The sequence below is a fragment of the Xanthomonas sp. DAR 34887 genome, assembly GCF_041245805.1.
Classification (GTDB): Bacteria; Pseudomonadota; Gammaproteobacteria; order Xanthomonadales; family Xanthomonadaceae; genus Xanthomonas_A; species Xanthomonas_A tesorieronis.
The window spans coordinates 993,431-1,011,253 of sequence record NZ_CP162490.1; the positions used below are offsets into that span (position 1 = coordinate 993,431).

General features: G+C 71.1%; 14 protein-coding genes. 3 read left to right on the forward strand and 11 right to left on the reverse strand.

All coding sequences use genetic code 11. From position 1 onward, the window contains the following. Positions 1-168 precede the first annotated feature (168 nt). From AB3X08_RS04305 to AB3X08_RS04350, 10 genes are all read right to left on the reverse strand, one after another. Positions 169-1,620, reverse strand: a complete 1,452-nt coding sequence (locus AB3X08_RS04305; protein WP_369936469.1) for a S8 family peptidase — start codon at positions 1,618-1,620, stop codon at positions 169-171. After that, a complete protein-coding gene (locus AB3X08_RS04310) occupies positions 1,617-2,396 on the reverse strand; it encodes a hypothetical protein (RefSeq protein WP_369936470.1) in 780 nt (259 codons plus the stop codon). The genes AB3X08_RS04305 and AB3X08_RS04310 overlap by 4 nt, the downstream gene beginning before the upstream one ends. After that, positions 2,393-2,632, reverse strand: a complete 240-nt coding sequence (locus AB3X08_RS04315) for a hypothetical protein (RefSeq protein WP_369936471.1) — start codon at positions 2,630-2,632, stop codon at positions 2,393-2,395. Before AB3X08_RS04315 ends, AB3X08_RS04310 begins: the two co-directional genes overlap by 4 nt. Then, the gene (locus AB3X08_RS04320) at positions 2,632-3,624 is read right to left on the reverse strand and encodes a hypothetical protein (protein ID WP_369936472.1); all 993 of its coding nucleotides are present in this window, start codon (positions 3,622-3,624) and stop codon (positions 2,632-2,634) included. Before AB3X08_RS04320 ends, AB3X08_RS04315 begins: the two co-directional genes overlap by 1 nt. 5 nt (positions 3,625-3,629) lie before the next feature. Beyond that, the gene (locus AB3X08_RS04325) at positions 3,630-8,468 is read right to left on the reverse strand and encodes an N-acetylmuramoyl-L-alanine amidase (RefSeq protein WP_369936474.1); all 4,839 of its coding nucleotides are present in this window, start codon (positions 8,466-8,468) and stop codon (positions 3,630-3,632) included. A 9-nt stretch (positions 8,469-8,477) separates the two neighbouring features. Further along, on the reverse strand, positions 8,478-8,795 hold the full coding sequence (locus tag AB3X08_RS04330; protein WP_184412071.1) for a hypothetical protein: 318 nt from the start codon (positions 8,793-8,795) through the stop codon (positions 8,478-8,480). A gap of 633 nt (positions 8,796-9,428) precedes the next feature. Next, the gene (locus AB3X08_RS04335) at positions 9,429-10,361 is read right to left on the reverse strand and encodes an AfsR/SARP family transcriptional regulator (protein WP_369936476.1); all 933 of its coding nucleotides are present in this window, start codon (positions 10,359-10,361) and stop codon (positions 9,429-9,431) included. Between the two features lie 379 nt (positions 10,362-10,740). Further along, the gene (locus AB3X08_RS04340) at positions 10,741-11,412 is read right to left on the reverse strand and encodes a methyltransferase domain-containing protein (RefSeq protein ID WP_369936477.1); all 672 of its coding nucleotides are present in this window, start codon (positions 11,410-11,412) and stop codon (positions 10,741-10,743) included. 60 nt (positions 11,413-11,472) lie between these two features. Continuing rightward, complete coding sequence (locus AB3X08_RS04345) at positions 11,473-12,114, reverse strand: SGNH/GDSL hydrolase family protein (RefSeq protein WP_369936479.1); 642 nt, start codon at positions 12,112-12,114, stop codon at positions 11,473-11,475. 89 nt (positions 12,115-12,203) lie between these two features. Then, entirely contained in the window at positions 12,204-13,484 is a 1,281-nt protein-coding gene (locus AB3X08_RS04350) for a pyridoxal phosphate-dependent aminotransferase (protein ID WP_369936480.1), read from the reverse strand. 91 nt (positions 13,485-13,575) lie between these two features. Between AB3X08_RS04350 and rsgA the strand changes: the two genes are divergently transcribed. From rsgA to AB3X08_RS04365, 3 genes are all read left to right on the forward strand, one after another. Then, positions 13,576-14,691 (forward strand): ribosome small subunit-dependent GTPase A, encoded by a 1,116-nt coding sequence (gene rsgA, locus AB3X08_RS04355; RefSeq protein ID WP_369936482.1) that lies wholly within the window; start codon positions 13,576-13,578, stop codon positions 14,689-14,691. 28 nt (positions 14,692-14,719) lie between these two features. Then, complete coding sequence (locus AB3X08_RS04360; protein ID WP_369936484.1) at positions 14,720-15,973, forward strand: flavohemoglobin expression-modulating QEGLA motif protein; 1,254 nt, start codon at positions 14,720-14,722, stop codon at positions 15,971-15,973. 104 nt (positions 15,974-16,077) lie between these two features. Next, a complete protein-coding gene (locus AB3X08_RS04365) occupies positions 16,078-16,758 on the forward strand; it encodes a type 1 glutamine amidotransferase domain-containing protein (protein WP_369936485.1) in 681 nt (226 codons plus the stop codon). 214 nt (positions 16,759-16,972) lie between these two features. Here AB3X08_RS04365 and phbB read toward each other — a convergent pair whose 3' ends face one another. Then, positions 16,973-17,713, reverse strand: coding sequence for an acetoacetyl-CoA reductase (gene phbB / locus AB3X08_RS04370; RefSeq protein ID WP_184412063.1), 741 nt, complete (start codon positions 17,711-17,713; stop codon positions 16,973-16,975). Between the last annotated feature and the right edge of the window lie 110 nt (positions 17,714-17,823).

Below are 17,823 nucleotides of genomic sequence, written 5' to 3' on the forward strand. Positions count from 1 at the left end.
GTGGCGGCCTGCACGGCGGCAACCTCCGCGCTGCGCTTGGCGGCACGCCGCGCGGCGGCGCGGGCCTTGCTGGCGGCGGCCTTGGCGGCCGCATCGGCCTGTGCCTGTTTGCGTGGAGAGGGTTTGCGTGTTGTCGCCATCAGGGTGTCCTCGGCAGCGTCTGGGAGATCAGGCCGCGACGGGCGCGGAGGGAAGCGGAGCGGGGGTGGCGTCGGGCTCGAGGTCTTCGCCGGCCTCGCGCATCTGCGCATCGATGCTGGCGTCGAGCGCGTACAGCACCGCCTGCGCATCGACCACGCCGCTGCCGCAATCGGTCACCCCGGCGGCGGCGAACGGCCGCGCGCTGGCGTGCAGCAGGCGCCGCGCCAGGTGGCTGTCCAGCGGCCAGGCGCGACGCTGCGCGCGCGCCACCATCAGGCCGCACACGGCCGCGACGAACGGCGCGGCGAAGCTGGTGCCGGAGGCGACCTGGTAGCCCTCCAGCGCACAGGTGCGGATGTCGCGGCCCGGCGCGCACACCGCGACATGCGCGCCGCGGGTGCTGAACCCGGCCGGGACCAGGCCCGGATCGACCGCGCCCACCGCGATCACGCCGTCGTGCGCGGCGGGATAGAAACGTTCGTTCAGTCCGGAATTGCCGCTGGCCGCGACCAGCACCACCCCGCGCGCCAGCGCGTAGCGCACGGTTTCCTCGTGCGGCTTGGGCGCATCCGCCAGCAACGCCGATTCGGGCGTGCCGAAGCTCATGTTGATGACCTTGACCCCCAGATCGATCAGTCGCTTCATGCCGGCGTCGATGTTGTCCAGCGCACCGACGCCGACGCGGCGATCGCCGCTGCCCAGCGCCGCGCCCAGCACCCGCACCGGGGTCAGCCCGCAGGCACCGGCGCTGCCCGGCGGCAGCTGGCGGCCGTTGGCGACCAGGATCGCGGCGCAGCCGCTGCCGTGGCCGACTTCGTCCTGCGGGCGCTCGCCGCTGCGGCGGAAATCGCCGACCAGGGCCAGGCCGCCGACGCTGTCCGGATCCAGGTCGACGCTGTCGAAGCCGGCGCGCAGGCGCCCGGCCAGCTCCGGGTGCTGCAGGGCCACGCCGGTATCGGCCAGGCCAATCACCACCGCCGGATCGCCCGGCTCCAGGCGCAGCGCCTGCGGCAGCCGCATCGCCTCGCGCGCCCAGGCGTCGTGCGCGGGCGCGGCGTTGCGCTCGCCGGCATCGCGCGCATCGAACGGCAGGCCGCACAGGTGATCGGCGCCGACCCGTTCCACCATCGGCAGTTCCGCCAGCGCGCGCAGCAGCGTCGGCAGGTGTTCGCCATCGCGCAGGTCGATGCGCAGCACCCGCGCCACGCCGCTGAGCTGCTCGGCCTCGTCGAAGCGGCGCGCGCCGATCGCGCGGCTGTCGTTGCGGCGCAGGCGCGCGCTGTGCAGGCGCGCGGCGCGGAACGCACCGCCGTGGTGGCGCAGCAGCCGGTCGATCGCGCCGCGGTCCACGTAGTCGCCCATCGCCGCGCCGTAGCCGCGCACCGCGCGCAGCCCGGGCAGGTGTTCGGGCATCTCGCCGAGCTTGAGCGTCAGCAGCAGCCGGCGCGGTACCAGCAGGGGGCGATGCGGGGCGTTCATGGCGCCACCCATTGCCCGAGTTCGCCGCTGCGCAACGGCACGCGCGCGATCTCGCCGTCGCCGAAGTCGAGCTCGGCCTCGCACCCCAGTTGCGAGGCCAGCGGCGCCAGCACCATGCGCCCGTCCTCGGCGGCGCTGACCGGCACCGCCAGGCCCGCGGCATGCACCCGTGGCAGCCGCGCCGCGCGCAGGCCCGGTGCGCTCAGGTGCACGCGCGGTGCCGGGGCCTCGCCGTCGGCGGCGGTGTCGTCGATGCGGGTCACGCGCGGCGCGGCGGCCTTCAGCAACGCCTGCTGCAAGCGGTTGATCGGCATCCGCGACAGGCGCGCGATCACGTCGGTGCCGGCGCTTTCCTTCAGTTCGTTGAGTTGGGTGATGGTGCGTACGCCGATGCGTTCGAGCTGGCGTTGCTCGTTGTCGGAGATCTGGTCGCCGAGCGCGGCCTTGAGCCCGAAGCCGGGGTCCTCGGCGCGGAAATCCACCGCGTTCTCCTCGATCATCGGCTTGGTGATCGTGGTCAGCGACAGGCGGATGGTGCTGGCCTCGCTCTCGCCGGGACCGGCCGGGCGCAGGTACACGTCGTCGTCGATCATCTGCACGAAGGCGCGGATGTCCAGGGCCACGTCCTTGACCGCGAAGGTCAGCGGCAGCTTGCCGACCCGCGCCTTGATGGTCATCGCCGCCTGCGCCTTGTCCAGCTGTTCGGTCAGGGCCTGGATGAACAGGTCGAACGGCACGCCGGCGTCCTGCAGCAGCGGGGGCAGTTGCGCGCTCATGCGGCCTCTCCGATGCTCCAGCACAGGCGCAGTTTCGACGGCGCGGCCAGCCATGCGTCGACCGTGCGGCTGCGCGGCACGTCGGCCAACAGGCGGCAGCCGCCGTCGCGCAGGATCGGGCGCAGTTCCAGCGGCAGGGTCATCTCCACCTGGGTCAGCTGCAACCCGGCGCGCCCTTCGATCGCGAGCAGGCCGTCGTGCAGTTCGTCCAGCAGTTGCGACAGTTCGCGCAGCATCACGGTGCTCCTTCGGCGGCAGGACGCGGCAGGGCGGCGGGCGCGGCGGCGGCCGCGGCTGGCGCCGCCGACGACACGGGCGGACCCAGCGTCGGCGAGTGGCGCTGCACCAGCGCGATCTTGGCGGCATCGGCCAGGCGGTCCAGCGGCAGGGTTTCGCTGACGAAGTTGAGCTTGACCTCGCCGTACAGGTCGGCGCGCACGTTGGATTCGTTCTGCGCGTTGACCTGCACCGTGGAGACCATGGTCGAGGCCTGCGCGGTCTGCGTGGCCGACCCGCGCGCACCCCATTTGTCCAGCTGCGCCGGATCGCTGCTGGTCGCGTAACCGACCTTGGCCGCGTCCTGCGCGGCGGCGCGGAACATCACCTTGCTGCTGATGCTGCCGTCGCGCACCACCACCCGGTTCATGCCCAGCAGCACCATCGTCGCCAGCAGCTGCTGGCGCTCGCCGCCGACCTTGAGCCGCACCTGCGGCAGCACGGTGTTCTCCAGCAGGTCCGCGGTGAGTTCCTCGTCTTCCACGCCGTAGGCCGACAGCCACGCCGGGCGCAGGCCTTCGCTGCGCGGCAGCAGTTGCGGCTGGGTGCGCGCGCCGCCATCGGGCAGCAGCAGCTGCACGTCGCCGGGGTAGTGCGCGGCCAGCCAGTCACGGGCCTGGTTCGGGGTGACGTTTTCCTCGGTGAACTGGTCCACCGTCTTGGCCACCGCCGCGACCATGCTCGAATAGCTTTCCATCTGCCGGATCGAGGCATCGACGATGGCGTCGAAGGTGCCGTGCACCAACTGCGCGACGAAGCCGGGGAAATCCACTTCGTTGACCATCGCGCCGGTGCGCTGGGCGATGCTCTCGGTGGCCTGCGGCTTGACCGTGGCCGGTGCCGGTGCCGATGTAGGAGCGGCGGCCGGCGCCGCCTCGGCCAGCGCGCGCACCGCCGGCACGCTGGCGCGTGGCGGGAAGATGCGGCTGCCGGGGCGGGCGCTGGCGTTCATCGCTCTCAGGCCGCCACCGCGGCGCCGGCCGGCTGCGCGGTCCAGCGGTTGATCCGCTCGTAGCGGCCATCGCCGAGCAGGCGCAGTTCGATGCTGGCGGCGGGATTGCCCTGGGCCAGGCCGCTGAAGCGGTAGTCGATGGAGACCTTCAGCGTGGCGACATTGCCCACGTCCTCGGCGTCGTCGATGCGGGCGCTCACCTCCACGCCGTAGTCCAGGCGCGCCGGCACGCCGGCGTCGATCCGCACCTCGCCGACGCTGCCGGCCTCGGCGTAGAAGCGCACCGTCAGCGGCAGCGGCGTGGCCGCGCCGTCGATCGCCGGCCAGTCGTCGAGCGCGATGCGCACGTCGCCGCCGGCAAGGCTGCTGGGCCCGCTGCCGCCGCTCCGCGGCGCCTTGCGGCCCTGCAACTGCTCCAGCGCCCAGCGGCAGCCGCCGGCGCTGCCGCGCACGCGGCGCATGCGCGTGCCGGCGATGCGGCTGGGTTCCAGCGGCTCGTCGCCCTGGCCTGCGGCCGGGTCGGCGTCCAGCGCACGGGCCGGTGCCGGCGGCCGCGCCAAGCGCATCGCGCCGGTGCCCAGGCCCTGTGCGGTGGCCGCGGTGGCGGGCAGGTACAGCACGCGCCAGTTGCCGTAGTCCGGTTCGGCCATGTTGCCGAAGTCCGAGGCGAAATCCTGGAACGGCAGCCAGTCGGCGTAACCGGCGTTGGGCGGATTGAACGCGACCGGGTCGTTGTCGAACGCCACCCGCGTGTCCCAGGGATTGAGCAGCAGCACCTGGGTGGCCGCCGGATCGGCGAGGTTGCCGCGGATGCCGGCCAGCACCACCGCATGCGGCGCGCCGACGATCACCACCCACAACGGGCCGTGCGCACTTAGCCAGTCGGCCCATTGCTGCGGTGTGTGGTACAGGCTGGCGTTGGACGGCTGCTCGATGGCGACGAAGCCGTAGCGTGCCTTCACCGCATCCAGCAGCGCCCAGTCGTACGAAGTGCTCAGCGACTGGCCGACTTCGGCGGCCAGCGTCTCCGGCGCGATCGAGGCATGGCGGCGGTACGACAGCAGCATCGCCATCGACGCGGCCCAGCACGCGTCCTTGTCCGGTTGCGGGATCAGCGGCACGTCGTAGCGCGGTTCGGCGCCCAGCGTACGCGCCGTGCCCGGCAGCGCGAACGCGCTGCTGCTGCCTTCGATCCATGCGAGCTTGGCGGGGGTGAGGAAGCAACCGCGGTTCAGCCCCTGCGCCGCCGGCGCGCCGGAGATGTGCACCGCGCAGACCCGCGCCTCCAGTTGGCCGCTGCTGCGGTCCAGCGCGTACACCGGCGCGCCGCTGGCGCGATGCAGGGTCAGGATCGGGTATTCGATCAGCTCGGCGCTGCTCATTGCCCGCGCGTAGCCGCCGTGCAGGTGCTGCTTGTCGCCGTTCATCAGCGCGGTCAGTTCCGGCACCGCGTCCGAGCTCCGCGAATAGCCGCAGACGACAAGCGGCATATGCTCGGACGGAGTCGCCTGCAGGAAGCGGAACCACCGGCCGTTGGGCGCCTCGATCGGCACGTTCTCGATCACCGCCAGGTCGCGCTCGCTGTCGCTGGACGAGGCATAGCCCGGCGCCAGCCGCCACGACGACGCCGGCACCGTGCAGCTGCCGAACGGCGCGTTGCCGGTGCCGTTGAGCGCGGGCACGATGGTGACCTGCGAACTGCCGTGCAGGTTGTGTGCGCAGGTGAGGATGCGGTTGCGGCCGATGTAGAAACCGGTGCCGGTGCCGTCGTCCGACACCAGCTGGCAGATCGCCGAATGCGGGAACGCGCGGGTGTCCTCGACCCCGATGAACCATTCCTCGCGCGCCTGGCTGAAGGCATCGTCCTGGCAGGTCAGCGCGGTGGCCGGATCGCTCGGGTCGTAGAACGGGGTGATGATTTCCTGTGCGCGCGCATAGCCGCGCGTGGCCAGGCTCTGTGCGGTTGTCGCGTGCGCGCTGCGCTCGGCCAGCGCCTGCTGCACGCAGGCCATGTAGTGGTCCCAGTCCCAGATCGAGGAAGGACAATCGTGGTTGTCGCGGGGGGAGATCTCGTAGTGGCCGACGATGTGCTCGCGATCGGCGGCGATGCCGAATTGCGCGCACAGCCATGCCACGAGCTGCGCGGAGGCCTGGTATTGCGGCTCGGTGAGCGGCAGGTCGCGCGGATTGCCGCGGCTGGGCTTGTTGGCGCAATGCTCGATGCCGACGCTGCGCGAATTGGCGGCGCTGGCGTGGTAGGCGGTGTCGGCGTTGCGCACCATCTGCACCACTTCGCCGTCGCGGCCGACGATGTAGTGCGCGCTGCTGACGTTGGGCCGGTCGCCGTTCTGGAACCAGGCGATGGTGCCGTCGATGCGCGGCCCGCCGGCGGTGATGTGGATGACGATGCGGTCCACGCTGCTGCCGGCGCGGCGGCCGCGGCGGAAATTGCGCGCATGCGCCGGGGCGAAGCGGCTGGCGCCGGGGTAGTCGGGCGCGGGCGCCTGCAGTGTGTTCGCGCGCAGCGCTTGCGCGCCGGCGGCGACGCTGTCGGTGGGTTCGTCTTCGCAGATGCCGAACGCATCCGGATCGATCTCGGCCTCGCTTGTAGCGGCCGCCTCCTGCGCCAGCGCACGCGCGCCCAGCGAGAACGCCACGGTCTGGCCCCAGGCGGCCGCCTGCTGGCGGATCCAGGCCAGCTTGCCGGCGGTGATCCGGCAGCCCAGATTGGTGGTGGCGGTGGCGGGAGCCACGTGCACGCCGACCATGTGGGCGCGCGGCACGTCGCCGGCTTCGATGTAGTACACCGGCGAACCGCTGGCGCCGCCGAGCGACTGCAGGTCGTAGTCGAACGTCTCCTCGCTGGGCAGCGAACGGATATGGCCGCCGTGCAGGTGCTGCTTGTCGGGATCGATGACCGCATTGACCAGCCCGCCGATCGCGCTGCTGTCCGGCGAATAGGCCGAGTAGCCGCACACCACCACGTCCTCCGGCCGCGACTGGGTCAGCTCCTCGACCAGGTCGAAATAGTCCGGCGCGGCGGCGCCGGCCGGCACCCGGATCAACGCCATGTCGAAGTCGCGGTTGTCCGCGCTATAGGCCGGATGCATCTGCATGTCGGCGGCACCGACGCGGAACCGCCCGCGCGGTTCGCCGGCGCTGTCGCTGCCGGCGCCGTTCTTGCCCGGCACGATGATCAGTTCGTCCTGCCCGTCGACCACGTGCGCGGCGGTGAGCAGCAGGCGCGGGCCGATGAAGAACGCGCTGCCGTGCGCTGCGCCGCCCTCGCTGCCGTCCACGCGCCGCGCCTGGCAGATCGCGCTGTGCGGCGGCACGCTGGTGTCGTCCACGCCGAGCAGCCATTGCGCGCTGCCGGCGAAGAATTCCAGCTGCGCACGCAGCGCGTCCAGCCAGCCGCTGGGCCGGTAGTACGGCCCGACCACGCGCATCGCCTGCGCCGGTGCCGTGGCCCTGCGCGGTGCGGCGCCGCGCACGGCCAGACCCTGCGCGGTGGCCGCTGCGGGCCCGGCCAGGCAACTGCGGCTGGTGATCGACTGCATGTACGCCGGCCACTCCCACACCGCATCCGGGCAGCCGCGATGGCTGGTCTGCGGATCGGCCTCGGCATGGCCGAGGATGTGCGTGCGGTCGGCGGGAATGCCGTAGCGCTCGCACAGCCACAGCACCAGCGCCGCCGACGCGCACAGCTGCGCCTGGCTCGGGCGCAGGCCGCGCGTGTTGGCCACGTGCTCGATGCCGATGCTGTTGCCGTTGGCGCTGCGCGCATGCCAGGCGACATCCTCGTGGCGCACCATCTGCACCACTTCGCCGTCCTGGCCGATCACGTAATGCGCGCTGACCCGCGCCGCCGGATTCTGGAACCAGCCCAGCGTGCCGTCGATCCTGGCGCCGCCATCGGTGATGTGCAGCACGATGCGTTCGATGCTGCGCGGCGCGCTCGACGCGCGGTAGTTGGTCGGGTTGGCGGCGACGAAGCGGCTGGCCTGCGGGTATTGCGGCGCGGGTGCGCCCAACGGCGAGGCGAGCGTGCGCAGGCCCAGGCTGCCGGCGCTGAGCGTGTCGTCCGGAATGGGGCCTTCGATGCCGTAGGCGGCGTCGGGGTCGGATGCGGTGTCCTGCGCCAGGCTGCGGGCGCGCCAGGCTTGCGCCGAAGCGGTCGGCGCGGCGGGGCTGGAGGCGGCGGGCGCAGCAGGCGCCGCTGCGGGCGCCTGTGCAGGCGGCGCTGCATTGCCCGCGCCGTTGCTGGCGGGCGGGGCAGGTTGCTGCTGCCATAGCTCGTCCGAATAGCCATCGCTGTAGCCGCCGCGCGTGCCGGTGGTGCCGCCGCCGGCGTTCGGTGCGGTGGCCGCGGAGCCACTGTTGCCGGTGGCGGGCGCTGCGGCGTCGCCGCCCCAGCCCAGGTCGATGCCGCCGTTGCCGTAGTTGCCGCTGTCGCCGCTGCGCGTGGCGCGGCGCAGGCTGCGCTCGCTGAGCCCGGCCAGGCTGACGTACATGCTGCCGCGATCGGGCAGGTTCACTTCGATCGGCTGGCTGCGGTTGCGATCGCTGTAGGTGACCAGCCCGAAGTACAGCCGCGGCTGGCCGACGAAGCGCGCCATCACGCTCGGCGGCACCAGGTACATCGCCTCGCGGTCCTTGCTGCGCGGCTGGATGCGGCTGGAGAAGAAGTTGCGCGCGGTGCGCTGCGCGCGATTCTCCGGCTTGAGCAGCTGCGGATCGGTCGCCAGGCCGATCTCGAACAGCGGATTCTCGGTGCGGACGCTGAAGCTCAGCACGTTGAAGCGATCGTTGACGGTATCGCGGGTGGCGCGGATCAGGGCCATGACGCACTCCTAGCGGCGTTTGCGTGGGCGGGGCGGCGAGACGGTCACGGGGAGGGCCACCGCTTCCAGCGCGGCGCCGTCGCCGGGTTCGGGATCGATCGCCGCGGCGATGCGTTCCCAGAACCGTTGCCGCCCGTCGATGCCGATGCCTTGCAGGTGCGGCTGCATGAAGGCGAGGGCATGTTCGAGGTGGCGGAAGAAGCGGCGTTCCCCGGTCTGCACGTGTTCCACCGAGCCGCGCCATTCGCCCAGTGCGCTGTCGGCATCGCCGCGCTCGCACCAGATGCGGATGATGAAGACGGCGGTGCGGTCCTCGAGCAATGCCATTGCCGCGTTTCCATCGGGTTGCAGCCACCCTAGGCGGCCGCGCTCACCGCAGTGTCACCGGCGCATCACCGCCGTCTCACCGCATCCGTGAGGGTGGTGATGTCGCAGTGATGCGCATCCCGGAAGCATGCGGCGAGACGCGGCGCAGACATACGCCGCCGGGGCTGTCGGCAGATGGGCACCTCTGATAACTCCGTTCCTGAAGCTGCACGCTGCACGTGGCGATGACGTGTTCCTTTTTTTCTGTCGCGGCTGAAGCCGCTCCTACACATGTGCGCCTGCTCTTGTAGGAGCGGCTTCAGCCGCGACAGGAGGACGAAGTGGCCGTGATGCCAGGGCGTCCATGAAAAACGCGGCCGCAACGCCACCGGGTCTACCGCCAGTGCGCCTTTGCCACTTCATGGCATCTCGAACGTATCGATGCCGGAACCTGCGGGCTGGGCGTATCGGCGTTTCGCAAGTGCATCGACATGCTTTTGGGGTTATTAGAGGTGCCCAAATGCCGGGGGGAGGACGAACGCGGCATGCGCCGCGGTGACTGGCGTGGCTGGCGTCTGCCAGGACAGGCGCGACACGGTGACGCGGCGCGGGCAGCCAGTGCCCACGCCGTCGGCGGGAACGCGGTCTGCGCGCTCAGTGTTCCAGGAATTGCAGGCTCAGCTGCAACTGCGCATCGGCCGAGGCCAGGCCGCGGCGGGCGGTCTCGATCAGCCATTGCGCCTGCATGGCGGCGCTGGGCATCGGCGTCGGCATCGGCATTGTGGCCGGGACGGCGAAGCCGGCGTAGGCCGCATGCGGTTCCGCCGCCGCGCCGATCGCGCCGTCGGCGATGCGCTGATACAGGCTCAGGGTTTCGCGCATCGGCTGGATCGCCAGTTCGCGGCGCAACAGATCGCGGCAGCGTTCGAACTGGCGCAGGGCGTGCGCGCGCTGTCCGTTGAGTTCGAACAGTTGCATCAGTTCCCGGTGCACATCCTCGCGCAGGGGGTCGTGGTCGAGGATCGCCTGCGCATGACGGATGCCGTCGGCATAGTCGTGGCGCAGCCGCGCCAGCTGCATCAGCCGCCACAACGCGTTGAGATAGCTGCGGCGGTGCCGCTCGCGCTCGCGCAGCGCCCAGTCGTCGGTCAGGTCCATCAGGATGTCGGAGCGGTACAGGGCCACGCCGCGGCGCAGCGCCTCGATGTCCACCTCGCTCATCCGTTCCGGCGGCTTGCTCAGCGCCGGCCCGACCAGGCTGGAGAACTCGGCCACATCCAGCCAGATCTCCGTGGGGCCGTCCAGGCCGATGGCGCCGCGGCGATCGCTGACGATCAGATCGCCGTGCCGCAGCGGCGGCGTTTCCACGATTCGCCGCAGGCGCCATAGCGCCGTGTTGAACGAGCCGCTGGACGCGCAGGCGTCGCGCTCGGGCCACAGGTTGGCGAGCAGTTCGCTGCGGCTGAAATAGCGCCGCTGGCCCAGCGCCAGATAGGCGAGCAGGCTGCCGCAGCGTCCCGACACCGCAACCGCGCGCGCATCGCCATAGGCGATCGACACCGAGCCGAATACCCAGATCCTGAACATCCTTGCTGTCCTCCTCCGGAACCGCACCTTCCCCTGTCTGAACCCAAACGCGAATCGGCGGCGGCAGCGGCCATCGCCTTCCAGGCGTTGCGCACCCGGCCGTAGGGAGCCGCTGCAGCCCAGGGGGCAGAAGGGCGAATCAGCGGGGAATGCGCTGTGCCAGTGCCAGCGCAGCGTGCCGCTGGCCGATGCGATGGCGTATGGCCGCCCCGATCGGGCACGGTCGGGGCAGCGCGACATGCGCCATCTGTTTTTTTGGCAGCGCCTGCTGCCTTTCCCAGGTCCGTCCAGCGGACGCAATGGTTCTGTACCCGAACCGCGGTGCGAAAACGAACAGATTCTGGCGTTCCGGGTCAGGCCGAGCGCGTGGCCGGCCACATCAGCGCGGTTTGGCCACGATCAGCCAGTTGTTGAACGGGGTGTTGCCGTACAGCGGCGCGAAGGTGGCGCGCAATCCGGCATCGCCGAGCTGACGTTCCAGGCTGTCGCGGGTGGGATAGCACTTGGGCACTTCCTGCATCCAGCCGGCCAGATGCGCGAGCACGTCGGTGATGCGGCTGGTGCGACCGCGGCCGCTGGTATCGCCCAGCCCGCTGCGGATCACCAGCTTGGCGCCGGGCGTGAGCATTTTCGCCACGCTGCGGATCAGGTTGGCCTGCATGGCCGCGTCCAGGTACTGCAGCACGTCCAGGATCGCGACGCTGCCGCTGTGTTCGGGCCAGGCCTGGCCGAGGTCGACCACCTCGAAATCGGCGTCGTGCAGGTCGCTGCGCTCGGCGATGCGGATCGCGCGGCGGATCTTCGCCGCGTCGATGTCCACGCCGTGGTAGCGCTGCCGCTGGCCGTCGGCGCGCAGCGCATGCGCGAGCAGGCCCAGGCCGCAGCCCAGATCCAGGACAGGCGCTTCGGTGCCGCGCAGCGCGGCGAGCACGCCGGGGTAGAGCGGGTCGGTGCGCAGCTTGGTGCGGGTGTAGTAGTAGTCGTAGCGATTGCCTAGCGGATGCGTCGGCAGGAAGGCGCGGGCGATGGCCAGGGCCTGCAGGCGGGTCATGGGCTGGATGGTGCTGGCGTCGCGCAATGTCGGTCCTTGGCAGCGGGGCGTCGTACGTCGCTAGGCTAACGCATCGCGCACCGCGGGCAACAGCAGGCCGGTCCAGCGCGCATACATCGCCGCCGACGGATGCAGGCCGTCGGCGGCCAGCATCGCCGCGCTGCCGCCGCCATCGCGGCTGGCCGCGGTGATGTCGACGAAGCGCACCGCACGCGCCCGGCAGCAGGCCTGCGCGGCCGCATTGAATGCATCGATCTGCGCGCCGATGCGCGCCGGATCGTGTTCGGGCGTCTGCGCGAACGCGGTCACGCCCCAGTCCGGAATCGACACCGTCAGCACCCGCCGCGGCTGGCCGTCGGCGAAGCCGATCGCGCGTTGCAGCAGCGCGGCGAACTGCGCGCGGTAGTCGTCGAGCGCGCGCCCGCGATACTGGTTGTTGACCCCGATCAGCAGCGTCACCAGCGCGAACGGACCTTGCGGTGCGGCCGCGTCGATGCCGGCGTCGAGTTCGTCGGTGGTCCAGCCGGTGGTGGCGACGATCTGCGGATCGTCGATGGCGATGCCGTCGTGACGCAGCGCCGCGGCCAGTTGCATCGGCCAGCGCCCGCTGTCGGCCACGCCTTCGCCGATCGTGTAGGAATCACCCAGCGCCAGATAGCGCAGCGGGGCCTGGTGGAGCGTGGCGAAACTGCCCTGGCTCATCTACGCGGTACCAAAGGCTGCCAACTCACCGGGGCTCGGGTCGCAGGAACGGCGCACGCTTTGCCCATTCCCGATTCCCCATTCCCGATTCACCGCCCCACAGCCACACTGCGCGGCTTCAGCGGCACCACTTTGGTCGCCGCGTCGGCGCGGCGCGCCAGCACCCGGTCGATGCGCGCGAACACCTCGCGCATCACCGCCGCTTCCGGCAGCAGGGTCACGCGGAAATGGTGGCGGTAGGGCACGTTGAAGCTGGAACCGGGCACCACCAGCACGCCTTCGTCGTTCATCAGCTCCAGCGCGAAGTCGTGGTCGTCGAAATTGCGCGCGGCCGCGCCGACCACCGCCGGGAACGCGTACAGCGCGCCGGCCGGCTGCACCAGCGCCAGGTGCTCGCTGGCCGCGCAGGCCTCGATCACCGCGCGGCGGGTTTCGTACAGGCGCCCGCCCGGCGCGCACAGCGGCGAGATCGTGTCCGGGCCGTTGACCGCGGCGTCGATCGCGTACTGGCCCGGCACATTGGCGCACAGCCGCAGCGCGCCGAGCAGGTCCATCGCGTTGCGGAACTCGGTGACGCGCTCGGCGGCGCCGGACAGCAGCGCCCAGCCCACCCGCCAGCCGCAGGCGCGGTGCACCTTGCTCAGGCCGCCGAAACTGATGCACGGGTGCTCGCCGGCCAGCGGCGCGACCGGCACGAAGTCGGCGCCGTCGTACAGCACCTGGTCGTAGATCTCGTCGACCATCAGCAGCAGGTTGTGCTTGGCCGCGATGGCGACGATCTTCTCCAGCAGTTCGCGCGAATAGCTGGCGCCGCTGGGATTGTTCGGGTTGATCAGCACGATGGCGCGGGTGCGCGAGGACACCAGCGTCTCGATCTCCACCGGATCGGGCTGGAAGCCGTTCTCCGGCGCGCAGCGGTAATACACCGGGCGGCCGTCGTTGAGGATGGTGGCGGCCGACCACAGCGGGTAGTCGGGCGAGGGCACCAGCACTTCGTCGCCGGGATTGAGCAGCGCGCGCAGCGACAGGTCGATCAGCTCGCTGACCCCGTTGCCGATGAAGATGCGGTCCGGATGCGCGTCCGGGTGCTGGCGCCGCGCATAGGCCGCGGCGATCGCCTCGCGCGCCTCGGGCAGGCCCTGCTGGTGGGTATAGGGATCGGTGCGGCCCATGTCGTCGGCGATCGCGCGCTGCAGGTGCTCCGGCGCGCGGAACCCGAACGCGCCGGGATTGCCGATGTTGAGCTTGATCAGCTTGCGCCCCTGCGCCTCCAGCTCCCGGGCTCGCCGCGCCAGTTCGCCGCGGATCTCGTAGCGGACTTCGGACAGGCGTTCGCGGATCGCGAGCGGCTTGATCGGCAGGGTGGGCATCGCATAGGCCGGTGGGGGCGTGGAACCGGCATGGTAGCGGAAATGTGACACGGCGGCCGGGCCGGGGCCCGCACCGTCTAGAATCCGCCCCATGACTTCCCCCCAGATCGACTTCGACGCCCTGCGCCCCATCGGCTGGCCCTGGCCCGGCATGCCGGAAGAGCCGGCCTGGCTGGCGGCGATGGCCGCGCATCCGCTGGCGCGGCCGGCGCGGGTCAGCGAGCAGCATCGCACCGGCTACGTGGTGGCCGATGCGGTGGAGACCGGCTTCAAGGTCGAGTCGCTGCCGGAATGGCAGCGGCCGCGCTTCCCCAGCCACGAGCGCGCCGCGGTCGGCGACTGGGTGTTGCTGGAGGACGGCAAGCGCATCGTCGCGCTGCTGCCGCGGCGCACCGCGATCAAGCGCGGCGCGGCCGGCGAGCACTACCACCAGCAGGTGATCGCGGCCAATATCGATACCGTGTTCATCGTCTGCGGCCTGGATGCGGACTTCAATCCGCGGCGCATCGAGCGCTACCTGCTGCTGGTGGGCGGTGGCGGCGCCGAGCCGGTGGTGATCCTGACCAAGGCCGATCTGACCGAATACGCCGACGATGCATTGGCGGTGCTGGAAGAGCTGGCGGCGCAGAACATTCCGCTGCTGACCGTCAACGCCAAGGACGCCGACAGCGTGGCGGCGTTGCGGCCATGGCTGGGTGCCGGGCGCACGGCGGTGCTGGTCGGCTCGTCCGGCGCCGGCAAGTCCACCCTCACCAATACCTTGCTCGGGGTGCAGAAGATGCGCACCGCGGCGGTGCGCGAGAACGATTCGCGCGGCCGCCACACCACCACCCACCGGGCGCTGCTGCCGCTGCCGTCCGGCGCCTGCCTGATCGACACCCCGGGCATGCGCGAACTCAAGCCCACCGGCGAGGAAGACCTGGCCGAAGGCGGGTTCGCCGACATCGAGGCGCTGGCCGCGCAGTGCCGTTTCAACGATTGCGCACACCAGGCCGAGCCGGGCTGTGCGGTGCAGGCGGCGATCGAGCGCGGCGAGATCGAGGAGGCGCGGCTGGCCAACTACATGAAGCTGCGCGAGGAAGTCGCCGGCGCCGCCAGCAAGCTGGCGCAGCGCCAGGCGCAGAACGCGGACGCCGCCAGGTCGGGGCGGCCCGGCTCCGGCAAGCCCGGCGGCAAGCGGCCGCCGCCGCGCAACCAGCGCCGCTGACCGGCCGCCTCCGCCCGCTACGCTCGCGATGACCGCGCTGCCCGCCGAGATCCTGCACCATGCCACGCTGGATGCGCGCCTGGTCAAGGCGGTGCGCGGCATCCGCCTGCTGGCGCTGGCGAGCTGGCCGGCGGCGGTGCAGGCGCCGTTCCTGGACAGCGTGGCGCGCGGCCAGCCGCAGCTGCCGCAGGTGCAGTATCCGCGGCTGGATTTCGCCGACACGCGCCGCGAGCTGGCGGCGATCGCGCAGGCGGCGGATCCGACGCATCCGCTGGGTGCGTATCTGCAAGCTTCCGCGCATAGCTGGGACCTGGCCGCGGCGTTGCTGGAGTCGCTGGGCACGGCGGCGGTCGGCACGTACTCGGCACAGCTGTTCGGTGTGCCCGAGGATCCGATGCCCGGGCATGGCCCGACCACCCGCGATGCCGCCGGTCACTTCATCCGCATCGCGCAGGAACTGGATCGCGAACTGCTGTCGGCCGAAGAGCAGGTGCCGGTCTCGGCGACGGCGCTGCGCCTGCAACTGCAGCGCGACCTGGACGCATTCTTCGGCGAACGGGTGATCGCGGTGGAGCTGGATCCGCAACTGCTGGCCAAGGCCGCGGCCGGCGCGCACCGCATCCGCCTGCGCTCCGGCGCGTCGTTCAGCGACTACGATCGCGCGCAGCTGTTCCACCACGAGGCGCTGGTGCATTCGCTGACCGCGCTCAATGGCCGCGAGCAGGTGCACCTGCCGAGTCTGGCCTTGTCGTCGCCGCGGGTCACCGCCACGCAGGAGGGCCTGGCGACCTTCGCCGAGCAGATCACCGGCAGCATCGATATCGAGCGCATGAAGCGGATCAGCCTGCGCATCGAGGCGATCGCGCTGGCGCGCGGCGGCGCCGATTTCGTCGAGGTGTTCCGCTATTTCGATGCGGCCGGGCAGTCGCCGGCGGAGAGTTTCTCCTCGGCGCAGCGCGTGTTCCGCGGCGTGCCGACCGGCGGCGGTGCCGCCTTCACCAAGGACACTGTGTATCTGCGCGGGCTGGTCTCGGTGCACACCTTCTTCCGCCAGGCCCTGCAGCGCGATCGCCTGCCGCTGTGCCGCTGGCTGTTCGCCGGCAAGATGGCACTGGAGGACGTGGCCGCGTTCGCGCCACTGTTCGAGAGCGGCGTGCTGGCGCCGCCGCGCTGGCTGCCGACCTGGGTCGCGCGGGCCAGCGGCCTGGCCGGCATGCTGGCGTTCTCGTTGTTCGCCAACCGCATCCGCATGGACCAGCTGGACGGCACCGGCGGCGCCTGAACGCCGCCACGCAACGCTCACCCGCCGCGAATGGTCGCGTGCAGATACTGCGCGCCCGGCCTGCCTGCGCATGGCCACCGTTCCCCACGCAAAAGGACACCCGCATGAAGATCCTGATGGTGCTGACCTCGCACGACCGCCTCGGCGACACCGGCCACAAGACCGGCTTCTGGCTGGAAGAATTCGCCGCGCCGTACTACGTGTTCAAGGATGCCGGCGCCGAGATCACGCTGGCCTCGCCCAAGGGCGGGCAGCCGCCCCTGGACCCGAAGAGCGATGCGGCCGATGCGCAGACCGACGCCACGCGCCGCTTCAAGGCCGATCCGGCGGCGCAGCAGCAACTGGCGAACACGCGGCCGCTGGCCGACGTGCGGATGGAAGACTACGACAGCGTGTTCTATCCCGGCGGCCACGGCCCGTTGTGGGACCTGGCCGAAGATCAGACCTCGATCGCGCTGATCGAGGCGTTCGAATGTGCCGGCAAGCCGATCGGCTTCGTCTGCCATGCGCCGGGCGCGTTGCGCCGGGTCACGGCTGCCGACGGCACGCCGCTGGTCAAGGGCCGCCGCGTCACCGGTTTCACCAATGGCGAGGAAGCGGCGGTCGGGTTGACCGAGGTGGTGCCGTTCCTGATCGAGGACGAGTTCCAGCGGCTGGGCGGCCTGTACGAGAAGGGTGCCGACTGGGGCGTGCACGTGGTGGTGGATGGTCGGCTCGTTACCGGCCAGAACCCGGCCTCGTCCGAAGAGGCGGCCAAGGCCCTGTTGGGCTTGCTGGCGAAGTGAGCTGAGCGCGGCCGGCGCGGTGTCGTCGAAGCTCATCCGCGGACGCTGGCCGGTGGCAGTCGGTGCTATGCCGGAAGTGGGTGCCGATCGCACGCAGCGCACTCGCATCGGACGCGGCGAACACCGCGTCCGGCCGATCGGCGCAGCCGCCAGCGCACGCGGGGAGCGGGGACGCGGCGCAGGATGGCGGCCATCCGGCCGCCGCATTTCGCCGTCAGCCCATATGCAAGCCGCCGTTGACTGCATAGTCGGCGCCGGTGACGTAAGCCGCTTCGTCGGACGTCAGCCAGCCGCACAGCGCGGCCACTTCTTCGGGCTTGCCGAGCCGGCGCAGCGGCACCGAGGTCGCCAGGCGGTCGAGCACGTCCGGCGGAAAACTGCTGATCGCGGCGCTGGCGATATAGCCGGGCGACACCGTGTTGACGGTCACCCCGCGCGAGGCCACTTCCTGCGCCAGCGCGCGGCTGAAGCCCTGCATCGCCGCCTTGGCGGTGGCGTAGTTGATCTGCCCGATCTGGCCCTTCTGCGCGCTGACCGCGCCGATGTTGACGATACGGCCCCAGCCGCGCGCGGTCATGCCGTCCACCACCTGCTTGGTGATGTTGAACAGCGCGTTGAGATTGCTGGCGATCACCGCCTGCCAATCCTCGCGGCTCATCTGCCGGAACAAGGTGTCGCGGCTGCCGCCGGCGTTGTTGACCAGCACGTCGATCTCGCCGACCTCGGCCTTGACCTTGGCGAACGCGGCGACGGTGGAGTCCCAGTCGGTGGCGTTGCCTTCGGAGGCGACGAAATCGAAGCCCAGCTCGCGCTGCTCGCGCAGCCACGCCGACTTGCGCGGCGAATTGGGGCCGCAACCGGCGACCACGGTATGCCCGTTGCGCGCCAGCTTCTGGCAGATCGCGGTACCGATGCTGCCCATGCCGCTGGTGACGTAGGCGATTCGTAGAGTCATGGAGGAACTCCTTCGGAGTTGGGATTCGGGAGTGGGGATTCGGGATTGGATGGGCGCGCGGGCTGTGGCTTCTACGAATCCCCAATGCCAATTCCGAATCCCGGGCGGCG